27 protein-coding genes are annotated in these 23,611 nt (G+C 42.1%); 4 read left to right on the forward strand and 23 right to left on the reverse strand.

Going from position 1 to position 23,611, the window contains the following annotated elements; translation table 11 throughout:
• The first annotated feature begins 97 nt into the window (after positions 1 to 97).
• The gene (locus tag G630_RS0112530) at positions 98 to 952 is read left to right on the forward strand and encodes an AraC family transcriptional regulator (protein WP_022762376.1); all 855 of its coding nucleotides are present in this window, start codon (positions 98 to 100) and stop codon (positions 950 to 952) included.
• A 68-nt stretch (positions 953 to 1,020) separates the two neighbouring features.
• Here the strand turns inward: G630_RS0112530 and G630_RS25605 are convergent, their stop codons facing one another.
• Positions 1,021 to 1,149 (reverse strand): hypothetical protein, encoded by a 129-nt coding sequence (locus G630_RS25605; RefSeq protein ID WP_022762377.1) that lies wholly within the window; start codon positions 1,147 to 1,149, stop codon positions 1,021 to 1,023.
• Positions 1,150 to 1,238: 89 nt separating this feature from the next.
• Positions 1,239 to 1,784: a hypothetical protein gene (locus G630_RS0112540; RefSeq protein ID WP_022762378.1), complete on the reverse strand. Its 546-nt coding sequence runs from the start codon at positions 1,782 to 1,784 to the stop codon at positions 1,239 to 1,241.
• Positions 1,785 to 1,971: 187 nt separating this feature from the next.
• On the opposite strand from G630_RS0112540, the gene G630_RS0112545 reads away from it, so the two are divergent.
• The gene (locus G630_RS0112545) at positions 1,972 to 2,775 is read left to right on the forward strand and encodes a 5'-methylthioadenosine/adenosylhomocysteine nucleosidase (protein WP_026498769.1); all 804 of its coding nucleotides are present in this window, start codon (positions 1,972 to 1,974) and stop codon (positions 2,773 to 2,775) included.
• On the opposite strand, the gene G630_RS0112550 is transcribed toward G630_RS0112545, so the two are convergent.
• From G630_RS0112550 to G630_RS0112640, 18 genes are all read right to left on the reverse strand, one after another.
• Entirely contained in the window at positions 2,764 to 3,417 is a 654-nt protein-coding gene (locus tag G630_RS0112550) for an SGNH/GDSL hydrolase family protein (RefSeq protein ID WP_022762380.1), read from the reverse strand. The two genes, G630_RS0112545 and G630_RS0112550, sit on opposite strands and share 12 nt — an antisense overlap.
• A gap of 62 nt (positions 3,418 to 3,479) precedes the next feature.
• Positions 3,480 to 3,614, reverse strand: a complete 135-nt coding sequence (locus G630_RS25610; RefSeq protein WP_256379748.1) for a hypothetical protein — start codon at positions 3,612 to 3,614, stop codon at positions 3,480 to 3,482.
• 736 nt (positions 3,615 to 4,350) lie between these two features.
• Positions 4,351 to 4,758, reverse strand: coding sequence for a hypothetical protein (locus tag G630_RS0112555; protein WP_026498770.1), 408 nt, complete (start codon positions 4,756 to 4,758; stop codon positions 4,351 to 4,353).
• Positions 4,755 to 5,189, reverse strand: a complete 435-nt coding sequence (locus G630_RS0112560; RefSeq protein ID WP_022762382.1) for a LytTR family DNA-binding domain-containing protein — start codon at positions 5,187 to 5,189, stop codon at positions 4,755 to 4,757. Before G630_RS0112560 ends, G630_RS0112555 begins: the two co-directional genes overlap by 4 nt.
• A complete protein-coding gene (locus G630_RS0112565) occupies positions 5,158 to 6,519 on the reverse strand; it encodes a serine hydrolase domain-containing protein (protein WP_026498771.1) in 1,362 nt (453 codons plus the stop codon). The genes G630_RS0112560 and G630_RS0112565 overlap by 32 nt, the downstream gene beginning before the upstream one ends.
• Positions 6,520 to 6,622: 103 nt before the next feature.
• Positions 6,623 to 8,392, reverse strand: coding sequence for a glycoside hydrolase family 13 protein (locus G630_RS0112570; RefSeq protein ID WP_026498772.1), 1,770 nt, complete (start codon positions 8,390 to 8,392; stop codon positions 6,623 to 6,625).
• Between the two features lie 204 nt (positions 8,393 to 8,596).
• Complete coding sequence (locus G630_RS0112580; RefSeq protein ID WP_026498773.1) at positions 8,597 to 9,487, reverse strand: AraC family transcriptional regulator; 891 nt, start codon at positions 9,485 to 9,487, stop codon at positions 8,597 to 8,599.
• A gap of 191 nt (positions 9,488 to 9,678) precedes the next feature.
• On the reverse strand, positions 9,679 to 10,413 hold the full coding sequence (locus tag G630_RS0112590; protein WP_044959270.1) for a MerR family transcriptional regulator: 735 nt from the start codon (positions 10,411 to 10,413) through the stop codon (positions 9,679 to 9,681).
• A gap of 67 nt (positions 10,414 to 10,480) precedes the next feature.
• Positions 10,481 to 10,936: a GNAT family N-acetyltransferase gene (locus G630_RS0112595; RefSeq protein ID WP_022762389.1), complete on the reverse strand. Its 456-nt coding sequence runs from the start codon at positions 10,934 to 10,936 to the stop codon at positions 10,481 to 10,483.
• A 49-nt stretch (positions 10,937 to 10,985) separates the two neighbouring features.
• Positions 10,986 to 11,690, reverse strand: coding sequence for a TraX family protein (locus tag G630_RS0112600; protein ID WP_026498776.1), 705 nt, complete (start codon positions 11,688 to 11,690; stop codon positions 10,986 to 10,988).
• 45 nt (positions 11,691 to 11,735) lie between these two features.
• Positions 11,736 to 12,287 carry a flavodoxin domain-containing protein gene (locus G630_RS0112605; protein WP_026498777.1) on the reverse strand — a complete coding sequence of 184 codons (552 nt, stop codon included), beginning with the start codon at positions 12,285 to 12,287 and terminating at the stop codon, positions 11,736 to 11,738.
• A gap of 16 nt (positions 12,288 to 12,303) precedes the next feature.
• Positions 12,304 to 12,900 (reverse strand): TetR/AcrR family transcriptional regulator, encoded by a 597-nt coding sequence (locus G630_RS0112610; RefSeq protein WP_026498778.1) that lies wholly within the window; start codon positions 12,898 to 12,900, stop codon positions 12,304 to 12,306.
• Positions 12,901 to 13,084: 184 nt separating this feature from the next.
• Positions 13,085 to 13,576, reverse strand: coding sequence for a carbon-nitrogen hydrolase family protein (locus tag G630_RS0112615; RefSeq protein ID WP_026498779.1), 492 nt, complete (start codon positions 13,574 to 13,576; stop codon positions 13,085 to 13,087).
• A gap of 27 nt (positions 13,577 to 13,603) precedes the next feature.
• Positions 13,604 to 15,058, reverse strand: a complete 1,455-nt coding sequence (locus tag G630_RS25730) for an HsmA family protein (protein ID WP_081667918.1) — start codon at positions 15,056 to 15,058, stop codon at positions 13,604 to 13,606.
• Between the two features lie 140 nt (positions 15,059 to 15,198).
• Positions 15,199 to 15,705 (reverse strand): DUF2798 domain-containing protein, encoded by a 507-nt coding sequence (locus G630_RS0112625; protein ID WP_026498780.1) that lies wholly within the window; start codon positions 15,703 to 15,705, stop codon positions 15,199 to 15,201.
• A 177-nt stretch (positions 15,706 to 15,882) separates the two neighbouring features.
• A complete protein-coding gene (locus G630_RS0112630) occupies positions 15,883 to 16,110 on the reverse strand; it encodes a hypothetical protein (protein WP_022762397.1) in 228 nt (75 codons plus the stop codon).
• A 155-nt stretch (positions 16,111 to 16,265) separates the two neighbouring features.
• Positions 16,266 to 16,586, reverse strand: a complete 321-nt coding sequence (locus G630_RS0112635) for a hypothetical protein (RefSeq protein ID WP_026498781.1) — start codon at positions 16,584 to 16,586, stop codon at positions 16,266 to 16,268.
• A gap of 191 nt (positions 16,587 to 16,777) precedes the next feature.
• Positions 16,778 to 17,374: a hypothetical protein gene (locus G630_RS0112640; RefSeq protein WP_026498782.1), complete on the reverse strand. Its 597-nt coding sequence runs from the start codon at positions 17,372 to 17,374 to the stop codon at positions 16,778 to 16,780.
• A 178-nt stretch (positions 17,375 to 17,552) separates the two neighbouring features.
• Between G630_RS0112640 and G630_RS0112645 the strand changes: the two genes are divergently transcribed.
• Both G630_RS0112645 and G630_RS0112650 read left to right on the forward strand, forming a co-directional pair.
• Positions 17,553 to 19,154, forward strand: a complete 1,602-nt coding sequence (locus tag G630_RS0112645) for a hypothetical protein (RefSeq protein WP_026498783.1) — start codon at positions 17,553 to 17,555, stop codon at positions 19,152 to 19,154.
• A gap of 123 nt (positions 19,155 to 19,277) precedes the next feature.
• Positions 19,278 to 20,132 carry a patatin-like phospholipase family protein gene (locus tag G630_RS0112650; RefSeq protein ID WP_026498784.1) on the forward strand — a complete coding sequence of 285 codons (855 nt, stop codon included), beginning with the start codon at positions 19,278 to 19,280 and terminating at the stop codon, positions 20,130 to 20,132.
• A 6-nt stretch (positions 20,133 to 20,138) separates the two neighbouring features.
• On the opposite strand, the gene G630_RS0112655 is transcribed toward G630_RS0112650, so the two are convergent.
• The 3 genes from G630_RS0112655 to G630_RS0112665 form a co-directional block, all read right to left on the reverse strand.
• Positions 20,139 to 21,326: an MFS transporter gene (locus G630_RS0112655; RefSeq protein ID WP_026498785.1), complete on the reverse strand. Its 1,188-nt coding sequence runs from the start codon at positions 21,324 to 21,326 to the stop codon at positions 20,139 to 20,141.
• Positions 21,327 to 21,419: 93 nt separating this feature from the next.
• Entirely contained in the window at positions 21,420 to 23,138 is a 1,719-nt protein-coding gene (locus tag G630_RS0112660) for a hypothetical protein (RefSeq protein WP_026498786.1), read from the reverse strand.
• A 112-nt stretch (positions 23,139 to 23,250) separates the two neighbouring features.
• Positions 23,251 to 23,553, reverse strand: coding sequence for a hypothetical protein (locus G630_RS0112665; protein ID WP_022762403.1), 303 nt, complete (start codon positions 23,551 to 23,553; stop codon positions 23,251 to 23,253).
• Positions 23,554 to 23,611 lie beyond the last annotated feature (58 nt).

The following is a 23,611-nucleotide window of genomic DNA, read 5'->3' on the forward strand; positions in this document are numbered from 1 at the left end:
TTTTTGTTTGCCTGACTTGCTTAGTTTATCCATTACAAATGTTTCTTTACATGTTATTATGTTGGTAGTATTTGTCATTTTGTGAGGTGGTTATTTTATGAATACAAAAACAGATGGACCCGGATTTGATTTTTGCGCTTTTCTTGACTACGACAAAAGCGATGAAGTAAGGCTTTATGAGATAGGACGTTATGTGGCAAAAACCTGTTATTCATACGGCCCCGTTATACGTCCTCGCGGCATTTTGCATTATGTGACTTCTGGCAAGGGCATGCTTCAGATTATGGGAAAAGAATACTCTATCCATGAGCAACAGATTTTCTTTATTCCGGCAGGTATCAGTGCATACTACATAGCTGACAGCGAGGATCCCTGGACATACTGTTGGGCTCATCTCGGAGGTTCTGCTATGCTTGAGCTTTTTAACGAATGCGAGCTCAATGAGATGCAGCCTGTACGCGATGTTAAACTCCGGGAAGGCGAAACAAAAAGCGCTCTTCAACGTCTGATGGACGATCTTTTTGAAAACTATGAAAGGGAATACTTCAGCATTGCCAAAACCTATGAACTGATGGACTTTCTTCATTCTTCCTATGCCCGCAGCGAGGAAGAAACAAATGAAAGCCTGCAGCTCCAGTACGTCCGCACAGTGATAAAATTCATACAACTTAAGTTTTCAGAACCCATCCATGTAGAAGACATAGCAATGACCTGTGGCTTAAACAGAAGCTATTTATCAAGGCTTTTTCATGAAGCAACAGGCTCTACAATCAAGGATTTCCTGTCAACTTATCGTGTTAACATGGCTAAAAATATGCTGAAAAAAACCGACAACACAATACAATTCGTTGCATTTGCTGTCGGTTACAGTGACATATTTACTTTTTCAAAAGCTTTCAAGAGAATAACCGGTATGTCCCCCAGTGAATACAGAAGTTCTCCTGATATTTAAATGTGCCTAGGCTTTATTTTTTCCCTTGCCATAACGGAACGGTCTTGCCACATTGACATTGAAGAACTCTATAAGCGGCCCCATGAAAAATCAACTACGTAGCCCACAAGGAACAAATTGATAAATGTGGCTATCACAACACCTCCAAGAGTCATAGCAAGGCGTCGCTTCATTTCGTTATCAATCTTACTAAACATATTCGTGTCCTCCAGGTAAGAATGATATCAAAGCGATTTTTTGTAAACAATGTTATTTTGTGAGGTGTTGAAATTCATTGAAGTTCTAGCTATTTAATTGTGAAATCAAACTGTACATAGCTTGATCTGCTTCCGGAAACATAGAATTCTATATACATCACAGTGTTTTGATAGCATGCAAAACCGATGCGTCTTGTCTTTCTGGCCATACCGGTATTTTTAGAGGCAAATAAACCACTGGTTCCGATTCGCTCCGAATATAGATATCCGTCGGGCTCCATCAATTTTTGCAGAACATTGAAATATCCGTTCACATAGTTTTTTCTTTTGTTTCCATGAACTTTATTTACAGTAAAATAATAGTCTTTTTCCTTGGGAGCCATGAATCTTATGAGGCCGTAGGCTCCGGAATTCTTCGGCTTTTTAATCTTGAATCTATAATGTCCCGGTTTTACACGATATGCGATGCTGTCGAGATAAAGCGGATCATCGTTGCTGAAAGTGTGCAAGGTTTTAAGTGTTTTCTTTCTTACTTTAGCTTCTACGGTTATGGGATTAGCCATCGTGGTAGCCAAAATCAAAACAAGTACAAGGGACAAAAATTTGATAACAATAGATTTTTTACTCTTACCCATTTTGCAATCCTCCATAAGAAAACTTCAGTCTTTTACCACCTCTACAGGAAACTAAATCTCCTGAATCATATTTTATGAGTGTTCGAGTGAAAAAACTATTAAATTTTTATAAAAAAGAGTTTTATAGGCCGTTGATACTATAAGCTAATAATGTATGGAGAAAAATATGAAATTAAGGAGTAACCTAATGAAAAAAACCGCAAAAATTTTGTCAGTGTTCATGGTGTTATTGATGATTTCGCTCTGTGCCTGCTCAGCTAAAAAGACACCGGATAAAGGTCAGGAATATATAGGAATCGTCTCCGCGATGGATAATGAAATAGAGTTTCTGCTTTCAGAGGCAGAAATAGATCATGTTGACACTATCGGTAAGGTTGAGTATCACGTTGGAAAATTGTGCGGGCAGCCTGTTATCATATCCAGAAGTGGAATCGGCAAGGTGCTTGCGGCATCCGGAGCGACTGCCATGTTGAATAATTACAACATTAAGAACGTGATATTTACAGGAATTGCCGGCGGTGTCGGGGATGAAACCAAGGTGCTGGATGAAGTAATTGCTGAGCGCCTTGTACAGCACGATTACGGAATGATTTCGAACGACGGCTTTATCTGGAGCGGAACCGGTTCTATGGGTGAACTTGGTGATGAAGGCTACTACTACTGCGATGAAGAGCTTGTGAAAAGAGCGTACGATGCTGCTGTTTCCGTGGTGGGAAAAGAGCATGTCTTCAAAGGAACAATTGCCACAGGAGACCAATTCGTTGCGTCTGAGGAATATGTAAAAAAGTTAAGCGATGATTTTGGAGCTATCGCCTGTGAAATGGAAGGTGCTTCGGTTGCGGCAGTATGCTATCAGTATGACATACCATTTGTTATTATACGTGCGATGTCCGATAAGGCCGATGGTAATGCCTATGAGAGCATTGAAAATATGGGAGATATCGCCGCAAATAATTCAGGGAAAATTGTTGTCGCCATGTTACTCCAATAAGCCGCTGTTATGAAGCCTGTCATAGATGGCTTTTCCAAGCTTTCCGTGGGCATCCTTGTCAATATGTACTCCGTCTGCGGGGCTTGGTGAAACTATCTTGGAAGCATCAAGAAACGCGCAGCCGTACATGTCAGCCAGCTGTTTATACCATTGTGCAAGCTCTGAGGAAACCTTTGCTGCATTTATAAAATCGAAGCAGTCCTCAAGCCAAGAGCCTTTGCCTGTTGTACCTACAAGCGGAGGTGATATCAGAAGAATCTTCATCTTATCGTTCATGCGAAACCTGTTGTGTGCCTGAACTTTTTCAAGGAATATCTGCATCTCTCCTGCTATATCCATGGAACAGTATGAAAATTTCCTCTTAAGATCATTGCTGCCCAGCATGATGATCATCACATCAACAGGGGACTGACTCTCGATACAGGGAATAACGTACTTGAGGCCGTTTTTCTCACCCTCTGCGGGATCGTCGGTAGCAATGGTTCTTCCGTTGTGTCCTTCCTCGATAACCTTGTAGGAATCGCCCAGAAGTGTCTGCAGCACACCGGTCCATCTCATATTTTCATCTATTCTGGTCCTCTTTTCGGGATCATATCCCCATGTAAGAGAATCTCCAAAACATAACACACGTTTTCTTTCCATTTTGTCCTCCAAAAGTTGTACATATTATTGTTTAGCCATTATATAACAAACCGAGCTCTTTCTTACTTCTTACGTTTTTCGCTAATCTCCTCGTTGGAGTCAATGCCGATATACAGAATCTCCGGGACAAAACCCAAGGTACTTGCGGCGTACCAGCCGCCATCAAATTTATTGGCATCGTGAGCTCCGCTTTCCACTTTTTGATTATATCAAGGTCTGTGAGCGAGGTCAGGTCATATAGAGTATCCGTGGTTACCGCGCTGCTGTCGGTGCAGGGGGTTCCGTCAGGGTTATATGAATTGGTTTTTCCCCAGGCGTTTTCATAGATAAGACGCCCGTTTCGGATTATAATTTTTTAAGGCTCATATGCTATCAAGTTAAACCAGTAGAGCGAAACTATGGCTTATAACTGCTGGATTATTTGCTTTGCACATTTGCAGCAGTTGTTTTTAGTGGCAGTATTCTACCGCATATCTTATTTGGTTTATTTTCGGCAGTTATTTTTTCCATCTAATGGCTGCCGCATTTTCGATTGTTCCTATTTGTAGCAGAGATGGTATCGTAAAAGCTACTGCCACAATTAGCATATTTCACTTTTTCAGCAGACTATACTACTAAATTTATACTGCTGTTATTCGTACTTTTTTGTATTGCAGCAGGGAATATACAAATAATAGGTTTATTGACGTCTGATCATCTAATATCTGGCCACGCAAAGGATAGCTATTATCTCAAAAGGCATAGCCCATTACTCCAGTCGCATATCAAAGGCTTTTTTTGACTCTCCGTTGAAGCCTTTATGCTCATAAAACCTATGGGCATCGGTTCGGGCTTTTCCGCTCTGTAAAATTGCTTTATAACAATGTAGTGATGCTAAATCTGAAGCTGTTAGTTTTCTAAATTCCATGTCTTTTACTCACCCAAAACATACATCTACAGCCCTCGCTGCCCTCTGTCACTAATCTTCCCATTTATAAATTCTATATCTTTTTTCACCCTGAAACTATCAATTGAGTACGCCAGTATCAGCACTACTCCGACATAGACAAATGCCATCCAGAAATTGGTTGGATAGAACCATCCTGCTATAAATCCGAAAAGCATCACTAAGACTGTTATCGCAAAATATTTTACTACATAATACATTGCCATTGATAAAGAAAGATACTCGTCAATCAGGTAATTTACGACTGCGATAATTAAAGCCAGGCCGAACAGCTTGAGGACAAGCCCTATCTCCTCTGTGACTCCTGCCCATATTATGGAAATAGCGAATACGGACAAAATCATCAACGCCGCCAATATGCAAGTATCCCTCAGAATTATCTTTATACTCTTCATTTTTGGAAAACCCTCTTTATATCCTTCAAGTACTTTCTGGAAACAATCAGCATCTCATCATTATCAAGCACTGCCTCAAGGTGACTATTCCTGACCTGCCGGATTTCTTTCAAGTGATCCGTGTTCATAATGCAGGTCCTCGATATTCTGACAAGATCGGTATCTGCAGTTATGGATAGCATCTCCGGCATGGAGGAGTCAAGGCGATACACGTCTTTTGCAGTATAAAGGAACAGTTTTCGCTCTACGTTCTCAATGTAATAGACATCTGACAGACTTATTTTCACCCGGCGTCCATCTATGCTTGCAGAAAAGCTTGTATCCATGCTGCTTATCCTGCGAACCAGAGATGTGACGAAATCAGTGTGTTCCGGGTATTCAATTGTGACCGTAAGCGGTTTATCCTTTACCTGTCTTGTTATGATCTGCATACCTTTTCCCTGTCAGCAATTTTATAGTGGTACAAACGATATCTCCGGCGACAGTAAGGATACCTCCCGCCAGGCTCCGGGGTGCCCATGTAAACACAATTTCTTTCATTCCGGCACCGAAAATTATTGGAAACAATATTAGAACTAATGCAAGAAGAACTATTAGTATCGTATCACATCCAAGGAGAAGTGATTGCCTTTTTGTGATGAAAATAGCCCCAAAAAGAAAAATGCCAACAGCTGTCACGGCTGAAAAGACAATATCAAAAGTCGTCCAGATGTCTTTGGTCAGTGGCCCCGGATTTTTGCCTGATAAAATATCAAAAATACTGTTGCACAGACTGTCTGTAGTGGCCGCTACATTCAGGTTGGAAAGAACACATACACCTATTTGGTTCTTATCTTCAAACACAATTCTTGAAGAATAATTCGGGGTACCGCCTGAATGACCTGTCACACCGTCAGCGAAAAGTTCCCAGCCGGAATAATAATCCCCTTCCGACTTGAGCTGTTCTTTGATTTTTGAAAAAGATTCCTTAAAATCTTCCGGGATTTCGCTGTTTCCTAAGCAGATTTCAATCCATCTGCCCATGTCCTCAGTGTTTGAATAGAAATATCCTGCAGGTATGCTTGCTTCCTTTACAGCCATGTGAAAATCGAACGCATGACGGTATCCGAGCCTTGTTCCTTCGACAATTCTGCCGCTATAAGGCATTCCGACATATGTGTTTTTCAGACCAAGCGGCAAAAGGATATTTTGTTCCAGGTAGTCACTATAGGGCATTCCGGATACATTTTCTATGACGAGTCCCAGAAGATTGTAATTCACATTGGAGTATGCATACCCGGCTCCGGGCATGCTGTTTAACTCACTCCCCGAGATTCTGTCAGCCCACTCTGCAAGGGTCTCCGTCGCCGCAGCACTCGGGTATTCTTTTTCATTATTTGTAAAACCGCTCTTCTGCTCAAGCAGATTCCTTACCGTAATATCAGCTTTCCTGGAATCAAAGAAAGCCTCAAATCCCGGGATATAGTCAGAAATTACGCCATTTTCATCAATGACGCGTTCTGTTATCAGCCTCTGAATAGCAAGCCCGGTAAAGGCTTTTGTCATGGAACCTATCTGGTAGAGCCCTTCGCTATCGCCATAATATGAGACATCGCCGTGGTTATAAACTACAACGCTTACGTGATTGCATTTTGTCTCCTGCTGATATTGCTTTATAAGATCCTCTATGTCATTGGGATTTGCGGCCTGTGAGATGCTTCGTAAGAAAACGGTCGTTATTAAAAAGATAGCCAATATGGCTGTGATTCTTTGTGTGCTCATATGCAGCGTTCCTCCATAATTAAATCATAGAGGAGCGCTGAGCACTTTACCATATATCACTACAGATAGTGCAAATATAGCTACACTTGTTTCATGCATAGTTTCAGGATTTCAAAATCAAAATGCCCTTTTCTCCAAGAATTCCGCTGCATTCATCGGTATTATTCCACTTACGGCTATATACAGCCTCAGTATTATCACCGAAATTTATGACGGCATCTGACTCTCCGCAGTTTAAGTATACCTGAAGGCTCTCATTATCACCGATTTTCAGATATGATATTACCCTTTCGTCAGCAACATCATTAGGAAAATGGAAATTCCTGCTCTTACAGGATTGCAGAGATTTTCTCATGTTTATAAGCGTTTTCATCTCTGAGAGCTCGGCATCCTTTTTCCCTGAGTCTATCTCATCCCAGGGCATGCATCTGCGACAGTCGGGATCATAGGATCCATCCATGATTACTTCTGTTCCGTAATAGATGCATGGGCTTCCGGGCATTGTGAAAAGTACCGCAAGCTGCTGATAGAAAATGTCCACATTTTTCTCTGCCTTCTCAATGAGTCTGTTGGTGTCATGCGAATCCAGAAGATTGAAAAGGACGTCATTTACCTGGGAATAATACATAGTAAAGCATCTGTTTATGTCATATTCAAAGGTCTCACGGCCTCTGTTTTTATAAACCCAGAAATCAGCTATCGCTGTGGAAAGCGGATAATTCATCACCGAGTCGTACTCATCTCCCTGGAGCCATGACATGGAATCGTGCCATATTTCACCGAGCAGATAAAAATCGTCCTTCATACGCTTTGTCATATAGCGAACTGCTTTGAGGAAGGAATGTGATATCTCATTGCCCACATCGAACCGCAGCCCGTCAATATCAAACTCATCAATCCAGAATCTGATGATATCCAGCAGATAATCCTGAACCTCAGGATTATTGGTGTTGAGCTTTGGCATGTATTCTGCGAAAGCAAAGGAAAAATACCTTCCGTCTCTGGTGTCGCGTCCCTGCTCCACAGGCCATTTATTTACCATGTACCAGTCCGCATACTTTGACTGCTGTCCGTTTTCCAGGACGTCAAGCCACATGGGATGGTCGCTTCCGGTATGATTAAATACCGCATCAAGCATGACTCTGATACCCGCGTCGTGAGCCTCCTTCACCAGGTTCTTTAAGTCTTCGTTGGTTCCGAAATGCGGATCAACCTTCTTATAATCACGGGTGTTATATTTATGATTGCTGTGCGCCTCAAATATAGGATTAAGATATAGTCCGGTAATTCCAAGCTCCTTGAGGTAGGGAATTTTATCGCGTATGCCCCTGATGTCGCCGCCGTAGTAGTCGTGCATCCCGACCTCGCCGGTCTGCCATTCTATCACATTCTCAGGGTCTATGCTCTTATCGCCGTTGCAGAATCTCTCGGGGAAAATCTGATACCACACGGTATCGTTTACCCATGCGGGAGTCTTGCAGACATCTGCAGGATTCATCCAGGGCATGATGAAATACGAAAGAATCTTGCCCTCCTGATTCATCTCCTCCTCGCTGTAGAAACCATCCTCGAAGAAATATACACATTCATCGCACGAGTGAAGCTCAAAATAGTACTTACATCTCTTGTGCTCGGGGCAAAGCGTTGTCGTCCACCAGATGTGGTCCTTCAATCTTTTCTTGAAAAATATTTCTTCCTTCTTGCCGTTCCAGCGCTCTTTTCCGCCCATTATTCCCGCATCGTACGGATCTCCGTGGTATATGAAAATCTTATCAACATCGTAGCCTGTTTTTATGTTGATAATCAGCTGGTTTTCATCAAGACTATAGCAGTATTGTTCGGACATTCTGTGATATATTGCACCTAAATTCATATTCGCTCCTCTTGTTATGGAAAACGTTTTCCGTTGCAATAAAAACTATACCCTATACGGCCAAATAAATCAATGCCTTATTTTGTAACTTATTTTCAGCATAAAATCTGTGAGACAGGCACCGACTCCGTTTCTGAATTCCTGTAGAATTAAAAGAATACTGATATCCATAGCTAATCCTCCGGACAATATTTCGGCTGCTTTTTATTTTTTCTTGATCGGAATCCACAGTTCGCAGAATATATCCGGCCTGGTCCCATCAAAGTAAAGCTCGTAGTCAGTCTCTTCGGAAGCCTCGTAGCCCATCTGCGGCAGAAACTCCTTATAGAACTTCACCCAGGTCTTGGCGATGCAGTCGCCATCTTCACCCACACATTCAAATACTACATAAGTCCCGGGATTGACATCCCAGATGTGGAAGCCTTTTTTCTCCAGATCTGCCTGATCGAACTGTGCAGTATCCTCGTCGATGATGATGCCGATACCGTACTCAAAGGTGTCCTTTCCTTCTGTAGTCGGACTGCAAAGACCGTAGAGATCGCGCTTTCCATCCTCTCTCAGCATCCAGATCGGCGACAGCATATTCTTGCTGTTGCATTCTCCCCAGAAATCCGCCACTTCGTGGTTGGCCTCGTCGTTAATAATTCCGTTACTGAACTCCCTTACCAGTGCGATAAACTTCTTCTCTTTTGTTTGAACGATACGATAATCCATACTCTTACCACCTTTCACAGATAATGTAATTGTAAGCGGATTAAAAAGCGTCAGTTTGCCGGCTTCTTCTCTGGCTGTTTTCGGCGCGACACCGTGAAACCTTGTGAAAGCCTTAGTAAAGCTTTCCGGTGTTTCGTAGCCATACTTCATTGCCAGATCAGTGATCTTCGCATCGGTCTCTACAAGCTCTTTCCCCGCCAGAGACAATCGGCGGTTACGGATATATGCGTTGGCCGTTAAGCCTGTCACGAAACTGAAAGCCCTGTGAAACTCGTAGCTCGACGTGTGCACCTGCTTCGCTACGTCTTCATAGTTGATCTCCTCGAGAAGATGCTCCTCCATATACGTGATAGCTTTTTGTAATGCTTCGATCCATTCCATGCTTTCTTCCTCCTGCTCACAAGTATATTATGGATGAGTATTGAAAATCGTACATTTCCTCGTTTGCGAAGATTTGTCAGGTCACTTCTTCCTGCCTATTCCATTGTCCGTACTCTTTCTTTTCCCTTTTCATCCAAACCAGCAGGGTGACTGTATTTTTTCTCATATACCCCCTCCGAATTTCATACCTCTTAGTCGGGTCTGCCGCAATAAATCTTTATAGCCCGGAAAATAAACTCGGCAGTCCCCTTACCACCCATTTTTTCTATGTTTTCTGTAAGTTCTCCGCCGCCTACATAACCGGTTCCGAGACCATATAATATATCATTAGTGCAGGTATACATATTTTCGGTAATGAAATCCTGTACTCTCTTAACCTGGCTCTGGACCTCTTTAGATGCAGGATCCATCTCCTTCATGGTTCCGAATTCCTCAAAAAGCTTGGTAAAGTCAGCCATAAGGCCACTTTCATATTCTTTTGTCCAGTTCTTGCTCTTTTCTGCATATTCCTTATATGCCGGAGTCTGGCCCCACTGTTCCTTTGCTTTTCTTGCGTATTCGTCAAGCTTACTACTGTCAAATGCTGTAAAATCCAATTTTCTCACTCCTCTCACTTTAAGGTACTTACAGAGGTTAAGCAGATTTTCAATATGCTCCTTCTTAAGCTCCAGGAGCTCGATCTGCTGCTCCAATGCCTTTGTTTTGTCAAAATCAGATCTGTTTATAATGTCTTTTATATCCTTAAGCGGAAACTCCAGCTCCTTGAACAGTAAAATCTGCTGCATTTTTTCCAGAGCTGCATCGTCATACAGTCTGTAGCCCGACTCCGTATATTCTGCCGGCTTTAAGAGTCCTATCTGATCGTAATACTGCAAGGTGCGTATACTCACTCCTGTCAGTTTACTTACTTCATTTACTGTCTTCATAGCGTTCATCTCCTTCACGTGTAACTATAGCTTAAACTATAACGTTACGTCAGAGTCAACACCTTTTTTAGATTTTTGTCAAAACCATGCATTCTGTTGAATCGGTAAATCCTATTTTTTCATAGAGAGGCCGTCCTAATTCGGTTGCATCAAGACTTATTTCGGTAGCACCCCTTTCCCATGTTTTCTCGATCAGTAGCTCAACCATCTTTTGAGCAATACCCTGCCTACGATATTCGTTTCTTGTGTATACATTCATAAGGTGCGCCCGTTTTCCGGTTAGATGATAAAATGTTGGCATTATCCTGATGAAGCTCATGGACGCACAGCCAATAACAATGTCTCCATCTAGTGCAAGAACAGTTATATGATCGCCATTCAAAAAGTAATCACGACTTTCATTTATCATTTCATCAGAAAACTCGTAATCTTCTGACAGATTATTCACTACCTTAAGCATTTCAAGGCGACTGCTCATCATGCTCTCAATATCATTTTTTGTTGCAACTCTTATATCAATCATTTTTCATCTGCCTCCCATACATTTTTCATTTAACAGATCCTCCTAATTATCAGAACTTTGCCATTTTTATCAAATAAAGGATAAGTAGATGTCCCGGATAAAAGGCATAGAATAGCCATTTCAGCCCGCGTCCCCTTTTTCCGTTATAAAGAAGCAGAGGTATAATACTGAGTCCGGTGGTACAGTAATATCCCATAGTCCTTGTGAGTGCAAGAAATGCCACGCCCACACCGGTTCTGAGAAAATGCTTTGAATTTTTGAATACATAGAACAAAAAGACAGAGATTATAGCAAAAACTGTATAATCTGCTTTGACTAACAGTGCAATAAAGGCCATTGCAATAATAACAAGTGTTCCGCAAATACTCTTTTCCACACTATACTTTCCGGTATCTTCTTTAACTTCTCCACGGATTATGTCAAAGAGTTTCAGCGCAAGCACTGACAAAAAGAACGTCAGCATGATGTTTTGGTGACCCAGCCCTATTTTTCCGTCAAAGGCAAGATCAAACGGGATTTCACTTATCAAAGCAAAAATGCCGAGTCTCAGGATATATTTCTTCTTATCTCTTGTATGAATGTAGCCTTCCGCAATGCAAAATGCAAAAAGCGGCATTGCAAGACGTCCGATCATTCTTGGCCACATCACACCCGGTAAAAACATGTCTCCTACATGATCAAAGACCATGCTGATCATCGCTATGATCTTAAGCATTGTTCCGTCAAGGACTCTTAATCCCTTACCTTTTTCCATAAAAATCTCCCCGTATTTTTCACACATTAGTCGATTGACTGACGTTTAAACAGCTTTTTCCTCGTCCATTCCACTAAGATAGGCCGCGATAGGCTCTATATACCTGATATCCGATATGTCATAGGATGTAGCCATCCTGTCAAACATTATCTTTTTATCTTCAGGCAGGTCCTTTTTATTCCTAAGAGAAGATACAAACATCTTCATTGTAATTCTGGTCGGAGCCTTCATCTTTTCGTAGTTCATGCCGCCCTGGCAGTAGAATACCTTGATATACTCTCTCTGTTCGTCTGTGAGCGCATTCTGAAGAAGCAAATCCACCATATGATCGCCATTAGGTGTTCCACCTACGCAAAACATAGCAAGGCACTTATTCTTCCAATTTACTGCCTTCTCCAGGAACCACTTGGACTTCACAATCTTCTCTGCCATGGCCCATCCGCCGTAGCAGATTGCATCATAGTCATCAAAATATTCCGCACTCTTTTTCTGCGCGTCCTTAAGATCTAGAAGATCCGCGCCTGCTCTGTCTGCAAGCCACTCGGCGTACCTTTTTGTAAATCCTGTCTGTGATGTGTAAATAACAAGTGTTTTCATATTTCCCCTCCTCATTTCATTTAAATTTGTATCTCTCTAAAAAAATATCTATATGCTTTTCAATAGTTTGAAGAGCTTCCTTCTTTTTTCTGGGCTCCCTATCAATCAATTGGACCATAATCGTGATGGGCGATACGAATTCAAGGGCAATTATGGCAGCATCTCCTTTCACCATCTGCCCGCGCTCCATCATTTTTTGGAAAATTGATGTATAAATATCCTGAAGATATGTGAGTTGATGCATGGTAGTCTGCTTTGCAAGGGTAGAATTTCTATATTGCTCCATCGTAATGAGCTTTCGCATCTTTTTGGCGGTGTCATTTTTCAGGGTAAAATGCAGCGTTTTCAGAACGTATGCCTTGAGTTCCGCTCCGGAATTGATCATATCCGCCAGATTACTGCTTATCCCCATACCTTCCTTATATTCATCTTCCGCAGTGTTTATCACGGCTTTCAGAAGATCCTCTTTATTCTTGAAATATTTATATATTGTCGGCCCCTTTATACCGATGGATTCTGCTATTTCATCTACGCTTGTTCCATCATATCCTTTTACAGAAAACAGATCTCTTGCTGCTTTTATTAAAGGCTCTTTAGCGTTTGTTCTTGGCATATAGCCTCACTTTCCCCGCTGTTTATCGACTTCTTCACGGATTGTTTTTCTAACTATCGTTACCAATTATATTCTAACGTTCGTTAACTGTCAATTAATCGTTTTATTAAAAACACAAAAAATACGCAGCCCTGTAATAAGGACTGCGACGAAGTCAATATGTAGACAGCATTAGCAAAATTTCTTACTCTTCAGCAATTATGCCATATAATTCAGGTCGCCTGTGTTTGTGACCCCACACTTCACGGAGGCGATAATCCCGCAGCATATCTAAATCAAGCTCAGCTACGTACACGCCCTCTTCCTCAGGTGCTTCGAACACGCAGGTATCCCGTGATCCGGAAAGCTCCGGAAGATATGCAACACCGTCAAACAAGGTGGAATGCCCGTTGCAATCGGGGTGAGGAGCCGGATAATTACAAGTGACGATGGCCATATCAAGCTCTGCCGCGAGCTCCGAAAACCGGTTCACAAACGAGCTATCATAAGAAATGGCGCATTCCCGGATACTGTCAGCATCATGGGGAAAATTGTATCCGCAGCTCCACATTTCGGGAAAAATTGCAATGTCTGCACCTTTTTCCTTCGCTTGTCGGCATGCTTTAACTCCCTTTTTCAGGTTTTCTTCAAGGCTTCCTTCAGGAAGGAGCTGCAAAAACGCGATTGAAAGGTTCATAGTTTTCTCCTTATGGTTTTCACTAGATTATCGTTTGTGATCAAAAAGCCATTCCTGGTATGCGTCATCCTCCATAACGGCAAGTTCCACATGATGGTAGCTGTAGGTTGAATCGTTCGATGCTTCTGCGCCTGCAGCATTCATCTCATCGTCGGTATATTCCGTAAAATGGACATCCGTGGCACCAAGATCGGTAAGCTTCTTATAGGCATTTCTGCTCTCCGTAATGGGTATTGTGCCATCATGTTCTGCCTGTGCAAACCATATTGGGACATCCTTCATTTTTTCCAGGTTCGTGGAAGCGGCGGGACCATAGTTAAGTGCCGGGCATAATGCAATAGCACCTGCTACGTAATCCGGATATTTCTCACAGAACTCGATCGTAGAAAGGCCGCCGAAAGAATTGCCCATCACGTATATCCTTGACGGATCAACTTTTCCCTCGGATACCATCGTATCAACGAGGGCTTTTACTTTATCTAAAGCAGCTCCTCTTGTAGCGGCTTCATAGTAGTATTTATCCGCTATCACCGGGGCGAGGACATAGCAGGGACGTACCTTCTGGTTTTCCGGCTCAGCCCATTCCACCGCTGTTCTGTATGTCAGCAGGTTATCGATATCTCCGAATCCATGGAAAACAATGACAATCGGCATATTTTCAGTAGTTTCCGGAGTAAACAGATGATATTCAAAATTGGCATCATCTTCCATATTTGCGGTTGTAAAACTGTCTGCGACAGGAGTTACCACGTTCTGCACGTCCTCGTAGGTAAATGAGAGATTCGGATCAGAGTTGCAGGTAACAGTAAAATCCTTTACATAGAAGAATTTCTCCGGAAAATCTTTCGGAATAAGCGTTATAGTGCGGTCCACTACTTCTACATTTTCAAAAGCACTTTCGAATTCATGCAGCGATGTATCCTGCCACTTGTCAGCATGGCCTTCCATATGGAAATCCGCAGCATTTAAAGATGCGTTGGCCAGTTCAGCCATTGTGATAACAAATTTTTCTGGATATTGTCCTGTTTTCCTTACAGATGTAACGATTTCTACATGTGTGATATCCATATTTGACTTCGCCCCTTCCTGCCCGCTATTGGACCGACTATTACCCATAACCATTCCCAATATATAGGGAATAAGCCATACAACCCACACAAACAGGCTGAAACGGTGAAATGTATGCATGCTCTTTTCATCTTTCTTAACAAGAACAACCGTAGCCCATACTGCATGGATCAGCATAAGAACAATTGCAATAGCGCCTGTTATTCCATGAAGGCTGACAGCTGCTGCATCTGCAGTGGATGTGAGCTTAGTCATAAGATGCGTTCCTGTTCCGTCACATAACAGGCCTGCCCAGAAAAAGAATAAATGAATCGGCTTTAATTTCTTTCCGATTCTCTCCGACCACACTCCGACAGTGTATAGAATCAGCGCAAGTGTGATGAATATTATCGCTTTTATCAGCGTTTGTGACATAATTAGTTCCTCCAAAAAAACTGTTATATTTACTTTTTCTATAAGCAGTTTAATTATACCAGAAGCGTACATGAAAAACCGCCCGATTCTCTGTTGCGAAAATCGGGCGGTTTAGAATTATTATGCTGTTCCTTCAGTACTTATTCAGTTTTCTCAAGCCATGCTTCCATTCCGCCATTCCCTGCAAATCTTTTCACAAAGAATCCAAACACATTGCGGACAAGCGGACCGGCAAAGAATATCTGCCAGCAAAGTGCCATGGGGAAGTTCATAGCTGTGGTCTGGAGCCATACTGCAACGAATTCAGTGCCTGCGTCCTTGAAAAGGATTGTAGCGACGAAACTCATTAGCGGGCACATCAGACATACTGACATAGCTGAGATGGCAAGGATTATCATGATCATCGGATCTTTACCAGGAGTAACGAATCTAAATGCAAGCTTTTGGGCGAGTTTTCCGACGAAAAGAAGTTCTACTACTACTGCTATGGGCCACATGATCAGCATCTCTTTAAAAGCTGCAAGGAATATGAAATTCTGCATGCCGCCCACATTAAGGGAAATATTGTAGCAGATCATTGCATAGACCATGACAAATGCCATGAATAAAGTGAAAATAACATCCTGAAATTTGTTTTGCGGTAACATACCTGGGGGTTCTCCTTTCATTAAAACCAGGGGAAGACCTCGGGCGTGTTGTTCGTTTGCACCTTGCGGTGTTTCGTTTCCAATGTTACCAGCTCTACATCTTCTATAATTTTGTTCGACAAGCAGTGATTATAGCAGAAAAAATATTTTCATGTAATACTTTTTTTCAGCAGCTTCTTATAGGTTTTCTTTGTAGAAAGCTTCTTTTCCGATTGAAGTAACGTTGCTTCCGATAGTCACGGATTTGGTTTTTTTGTTACCTTTCATGAATCTTGGCGCAATATCGCTGACATTCATGGTAACGCCGTCAGCAACAACTGTATCCGGGATGATAACACTCTTTCTCGCAGAAGTAAGTCCTATTGCACTTACGTTACCGGATTCATCCAATACGCGGTCATACATATTGAACAGGCCGCACGAGGGTATTTTCTCATTACATATTATTATCCCTGAGGATGAACTGCTTACTATGAAGGATTGGAAAATTGATTACAATCCCCAGGGAATTTAAAAAGGTCGAGATTTCAAAGAACGGGCTGATAGTGACCACTCCGGAATTATTTCTTCATGGCATATGAACCTGGTCCGTCCGGGTTAAATACCTGCACCTCTTCGCTGCCAAACAGCGCTTTTTCATCAAGGTCGAACGTATTGACCGTATTCTCTGCCTTTTCCGCGGCTGCTTTTACGGCTTCGCTCTGCTCCTGCTGTTTTTTTAGCTGCTTCAAGTAATCGCTGTCGTATTCTAGCACCTTTGCAAGATAGATGACGCCGGCAAGCTTTAGAACGTTACCGCTCTCATAAGCTATTTTTGCATTCTCTTCTATTTTCTTAGAGGTTTCACTGCGCGGATATTTCTTTAAAACATCCACAGCCATAGGAAAATACGCCTCATCAACATCACAAAGGCAGTCAAACAGGAAGTCGATGCCCTCTGTGTTCTTAGGATTTCCAAGGACTCTCAGAAGTTCAACACCGTTACATACGCAATATTCGTTCTTATATTCCTTGAAATCAAGGTATCGTGAAAGCGGAACATCTTTGCGGTGGATGGCCTCAGCTGTTCGGTTTATTTCCTTGTCGGAAAAAACTCTCTTAAAAATGGCTGTGTTAACTTTGCCACCTTCGGAAGCTTAACTATCATTCCGTCGATTGTATATAGCTCGTTTTGTTTCTTGTTGTATCCACACAGAAGGTCTGTGGGAAAATAGCCGCCAAGAATGCATACCCACTTATCACTTTTGCTTACCTTTATATAGCGGGATTTATGGCCGCTTTTTTTCACATATTTGCTGAAGGTCTCTCTTTCAATCAGGTCTTCCGATTGGGCCTCTCCGAGCATTTTTGAAAAATGAGGGATTCTGCTGTATTCGGATATTATATGAGGATCTTTTGTTGATGTGGACGTCAGTTTGTCTAATTGGCGGGAATCACGATAGAGGCTGATTAGCAAAGGCGCCAGGAATATACTTGTTGCAATAACTATGCCGGTGTGTATTACTGCATCTTCTGACGGAAATAAGGCCTCCAGTTTAATGATGATACAGCCTGTAATAAAAATGGACGCGACCAAATAGCCGGCAGCAAGAACACCATAGGCCAGTATAGCAAGCATCTTTTCAAACCAATTTCCATATTCAATTCGTTCATCTAAAAACCTAAACATTGTATTTCTACTTTCATATAACAAATCTTACAGAGAAAAAGTATACCCTATCGACATCTTTTTTTGAACGATGAAAACACAAATTGTTCACTTTGTATTAAGTCTCGTTTTAGGTTGGGGTGATATTCTTCGCTTGTCAGGAAACACAAAACACCTTTTTGAAACAAGGAGAAAAACAATGAAAAGAATCGAAGTAAAGAAGCTTATTCCTTACGTATCTATAGCACTTATATGTATGACATTATCCGCTTGCGGACAGAACGCGGCGACTGCCGGAACAGCTGCGGAAGAGGTTGCTATTGAAGCGACAGAACAGTTGCAAACTGAAGAAACCGAAACAATAGATGAGAGCACATCTGATATACCTGAGAGTGATGCTCCGGAAAAAGCTGAAGGTGAAGTGCCCGAAAAGCCTGAAGGAGAAGCACCTGATGGAGAAGCTCCCGGCGAGCCACCCAGTGGTGAGAAGCCCGATGGAGAAGCTCCCGGTGAGCCGCCAAGCGGTGAGAAGCCCGATGGAGCGCCCGGTGATGCACCCGGAGGCGGATTTGGAGGCGGCGGAATGAGCAGTGCTGACATAGATTACTCAGGAGCTACCACCATCTCAAGCAGTGACTCGCAAGATGGTCAAACCTATGAAAGTACGACCGCTGACGAAAGCGCTCTTTTAATTGAGACCTCCGATGATGTGACCATCTCGGATGCAACTGTTAGTAAGATCGGTGATTCTGACGGTGGAGACAACTGCAATTTCTATGGACTTAACGCAGCTGTTCTGGTAAAAGACGGATCTACTACAACAATAACAGGTGCTACTATAACATCTGATGCAGATGGTGCAAACGGCGTATTTTCATATGGTGGAAATGGTGGCCAGAATGGCGCTGAAGGCGACGGAACAACTGTTATCATCTCGGATTCAACAATTACAACTACAGGAAATGGCTCAGGCGGTATCATGACAACAGGTGGCGGAGTTACAAAGGCTTCAAACCTCACAGTTGAAACCAGCGGACAGTCATCAGCTGCAATCCGCACTGACCGCGGCGGCGGAATAGTTACTGTTGATGGCGGAACCTATACAACTAACGGTCTCGGTTCACCCTCAATCTACTCAACAGCCGACATTACTGTTTCCAACGCAACACTTGTTTCCAATCTGTCAGAGGCGGTATGTATTGAGGGAATGAACTCTATCACCCTCGAAAACTGCGATATGACAGCAAATAACACACAGACTAACAGCAATGCCACATTTTATGACTCAATCATGATCTATCAGTCTATGTCAGGTGATGCAGACAGCGGAACTTCAACTTTTGATATGACAGGCGGCAGCCTTACAAGTGAAAATGGTCACGTTTTCCATGTGACAAACACTAACGCTGTGATCAACTTAAACAATGTAAAGATAACCAATAAGGATTCCGAAAACATCCTGCTCTCTGTCTGCGATGACGGTTGGAGCGGAGCTGGCAATGTTGCGATTTTAAATGCAGAAAATCAGACCCTTGAAGGAACGATCCTCGTAGGTGACAATTCCACTCTCACACTCAATCTTACAGAGGGCTCAGAATTTACAGGTACTATCAGCGGAGAAATTACAAACTGTAAGGGCGACACTGTTTCAACAGAGGTCGGTGAGGTCAATGTAAGTCTTGATGATAACAGCACCTGGACTCTTACAGCAGATACATACATCACTTCCTTTGACGGAGATGTTTCCAACATAGTAAGCAATGGCTACACATTGTATGTAAACGGAACAGCGGTTAACTAAATAGTGTAAAAATATACAGCTCAGCCTATTATAAGGGCTGGGCTGTTTTTATTGAAACAGGCTTTGTTGATATGCTACTATGAATGTTGATTCACCAAAAACAAGACGAGGTGCGGAAAAATCATGAAAACCGGGATTGTGATGGAGGGCGGGGCTCTCAGAGGGCTCTTTACATGCGGTGTTATAGATGTTCTTTTGGAAAATGGAATAAACTTTGACGGAGGTATCGGAGTATCCGCCGGTGCCACTTTTGGCTGCAATATAAAGTCCAAACAGATAGGCAGACCTTTACGATACAACAAAAAATATGCGGCAGATAAGCGCTATAAGAGCATTACATCCTGGATAAAAACCGGAGATCTTTTCGGAGTCGATTTTTGCTACAATGAACTGCCCTTCAAGCTTGATCTGTGGGATGATAAGACCTTCACGGAAAATCCGATGGAATTCTATGTGGTTGCGACAGACGTAGAAACCGGCGAGGCCGCATATCACAAGTGTTATGACGGGCTTTCCGAGGATATCAGATGGATTCAGGCCTCTGCCTCTATGCCGCTCGCATCAAGAATCGTAGAGATAGATGGCAGAAAATACCTTGACGGAGGAACTGCCGACTCCATCCCGCTTAAGTTCATGGAAGATGAGGGCTTTGACCACATTCTTGTAGTGGAGACACAGCCCTATGAATATGTAAAGAAAAAGCAGGATTTCATGTGGCTCATAAAGCGCGTATACAGACATTATCCTAAATTCATTGAGGCAATCGAGAACAGATATATCATGTACAACGAAGAGAAAAAGTATGTACGTGAGCGCGAAAAAGAAGGAAAGGTTCTGGTGATAAGACCGGAAAGCCCGCTCAACATAAAGCCACTCGAGAAAGATCCTCATGAACTGGACAGGGTTTACAATGCCGGCAGAAATGCTGCAAATAAGCTCCTTTCAAAAGATACATGGTTAAAAGGGAATGCTTTCTAAGCACTTCTAATTTACGTTGTTTCTACCCTTTTCAGAGAATGCACACACAATCATAGCACCAATTAGCGCCGTGATTCCTGATACCAGGAGCATTCCCGGGACATTTATCATATCAAGCAATTTTCCGCCTAAAAGGCTCCCTATCAGGCCTCCCATTGTTACAGTCATGTTCATGAGAGACTGTCCCATAGTCTTGTTATGAGAGTCCACAATCTCATTGACGTAAATGACGCTTATTCCCGCAAAGAGTCCGTAGCCTAGGAGCTGCATAGACATAGAAAAATAAATAAGTGCAAGATTCGTTGCAAAAAACAGGAATAGATTCTTCAGGAACATAAAGATCACTGATATTCTTAAAAGATTCCCAGAGGAAATCTTCTTATTTATCCGGGATAATAGGAACAGTGTCGGAAGTTCACATGTCGCAGCAAGCGAAACGGCAACTCCCATCTCCTTACTTGAATATCCGCGATAAGTCACAATTTGATACATATAGTTACCGATGATGGTATGACTTATGAAAACAAAGATATTTCCGATGAGAATAAACGTAAATTGCCGATTTTTTGCTATAAAATCAATCAGAGATTTGCCTTCATGGGAGCTCTCTTCCGGCATACTATTCTTCTGCTCTGATACTCCCCTGAAATGAAAAGTGGCAACAGCCAATATGAAAAACACATAGATTACGATAACAGAGATAATAACAGCATTTTCATCAAGCATTTCTATCAACATCCCGAGGAAAGCTGCTAAAATAGCATATGATATCGAACCAATTCCCCTGCATATCCCAAAATTGATTTTAATTCCGTGCTCAATAAAAAACATACCGAGCGAATATAAAAGCGGCGTCATCACTTGTAATGAGGTTGACAGTAAACAATAGAATATTGCGACCTTGATGAGGCCGTTTCCAAATCCAAGAAGAGCCCCGCATAGGGCTATAGCAAGTATTGAAAGCGCTATAAGAAAGCGGTGCAAAATAAGCCTTTTGCTTCTGTCTGCAAATGATCCTGCTATCGGCTGTAAAAGTGCTGAAGCCGTCCCGCTTGCCGCCATGAGGTAGCCTATCTGGGTGTTGCTAAAGCCCTTTGACAGAAGATAAACACTGGAAAAACCAAATAATGCTGCAAAGCTTCCCCAGAACAACCCCTGTATTAAGCTATAGTGCGCCGTCGGCCTGATATTCATCAGCTAATCATCCACTCTGAAAAATTGTTGGAAATTACATATCAGATACTCTCCTATAAATTATAGGGGATAAAAGAATAGCGCACAATCTTTTTACTTTATCCTTATAACGTTATTGCATTCCGTGATGAATTTTTGCAAGTCTTTATACATTTGATAGATGGTTTCCGTTTTTCCATCCCCTAAATATGCATTAGATTCAAAAAGACTGTTGTAAAATTCTACATTTCCGCCATTGTAGATATAATCCTTCAGCGTAAAATAAGCCTCATAAATATAGGGAAAATTGTTTTCTAAATTATTCCCTATATCTGTCCCAAAATAGAACTCATACTTTTGACCTATTTCTTCGCCGTGTTCTTTCAGACGTTCAGGCATTTGGACTTTAATGGAATCCTTCACCCAAAATCCGAGTCTTCGTGCCTCTTCCGCGGTACCATTTCCGGTCCTGTACGGATTGGATTTGCGAAATCTTTTAAGAATATCCTCTCTTACGAGACCTTCGAGAGGATCCCTATCGGAAATATCTTTTTTCTCAGTCTCTTCACTATGATCACTATCTGATTCATTAACTTCAGGGTTTACACAGTGATAGATTGTTTCACTCTCGCCGGTTTTTTCATCAATACGAATAAACCACGTTTCCAATCTCTTATATGCATATCGCAGCTTATCATCATCTTCCGGAACCCTGCACTCTTTGTTCTGAATAACATATATATAACCATCAACGGCTTCAATTACTCCGGCCGCCATTCTTGTATCTGTTTCATCATCAGAGGCCGTTTCATAGCCGGAAGCTACTTTTGTAAATATCCCATCTTCATCATAAAAACCGACATATCCTTCAGCATCAAGCGCTGCCGTATTTGGTGTTCCTTCAACGTAAATAAGCTCTCCGTTTTTTACCATTACTGGAGACGCAAAGCGCTCATTATTTGAGGCAGTTCCTGAAGGAGTGACTTCTTCGAGGCTGTCTGCTTCGCCGCACTTTACTCGTACATATTTTGAACCGGCATAGATATTTGTGGAACCTTTATAAGCGGATAGCCGCAAGTAAACATATCCGTTTTCTTCCCCAATGCGTCTTACGACACAGGAGGCAGTTTGCTTTTCCAAAACCTCGGGAAGTTTTCCGTAAACTGTTTCTTCACCTGTCACTAAGTCGAATCCTGAGAGGCTTCCGGAATCTTCATCTTCCCTTGTCACACAAAACAGCTGTGATTCGCCCAATCCTGCATAATCATATAGTCTATTCGAAGAAACGGCTTCTTTATAATCACCATCTTCATCACAGATATAAAAATGCAATTTATGATCTTTAGAGCCAAAACCACCCGTAACAAAATATTTTCCTGAAGGCTGCGTACCATATATATACGTTCCGGGAAGGTCTTCTGAATCAGATCCGTCAAATGCGACCGCGTAAACGTTATCATTCCCGCTGGTTTGATTTGTACTTAGAATCATACGGTCCCCGGATATAACGATAGGTCCTCGTGACATATCTTCGAAGAGAATTTCAGTCTCCAATGTATCAGTATCCATAGCTACGATAGACCCTGTACTATCTTCCTCGATATCTTCATAATCGCCCCAAATTGCTGATAATTTCATTGCATCTTCGCTTGGAATTCTGAAATAAATGTGTCCGTTATATTGGACAAAGTGCTTCCCGTTACCCGGGATCGCTTTTTCAATATTCTTCTCCTGCATTCCGGCAGCGTTTACTTTTGCAGATCCGGTGAAAATTAATGCTGATAACATGAACAAAGCTATACCCGCAAGTGATTTTAATTTTTTTCTATACATAATATTTTCCCCACAAAACTTTTTATATATCGATATTATTGTACTATTGCGCCTCAATCAATCCATAAAAAAGGACGGTGTGAGGTAACACACCGCCCCGAATGCGCATCTATCAGTTAAATAATGTGTACTCTCCGATATAAGGAAGAGGTTCTTCGCTCATATTGAAAGCTCTAACAATTCCCATAATAGAAAGAACAAAACATGCGATTCCAAGGATGCTACCACCGGTTGCCAGGATTCCGCCTGCCCTTGTAAGGATTGTTCCAACCGTACCAATAAGGTTAATGATAAGTGCCTGATTAAGATGTCTTCTTACAAGCGTATCATTTTTATCACGCAAAAGGAATGATACAACAAAACCGATCCATGTGATATAACTAATTACTGCAAAAAGCTTTGAATTCTTATACATAACAGTGTCCTCCTCGTCTAGGCTTTCGCCTGCAACAATTTGTTTTTTCATATCAGTT

Source organism: Butyrivibrio sp. WCD2001 (genome assembly GCF_000424485.1).
Lineage (GTDB): Bacteria > Bacillota > Clostridia > Lachnospirales > Lachnospiraceae > Butyrivibrio.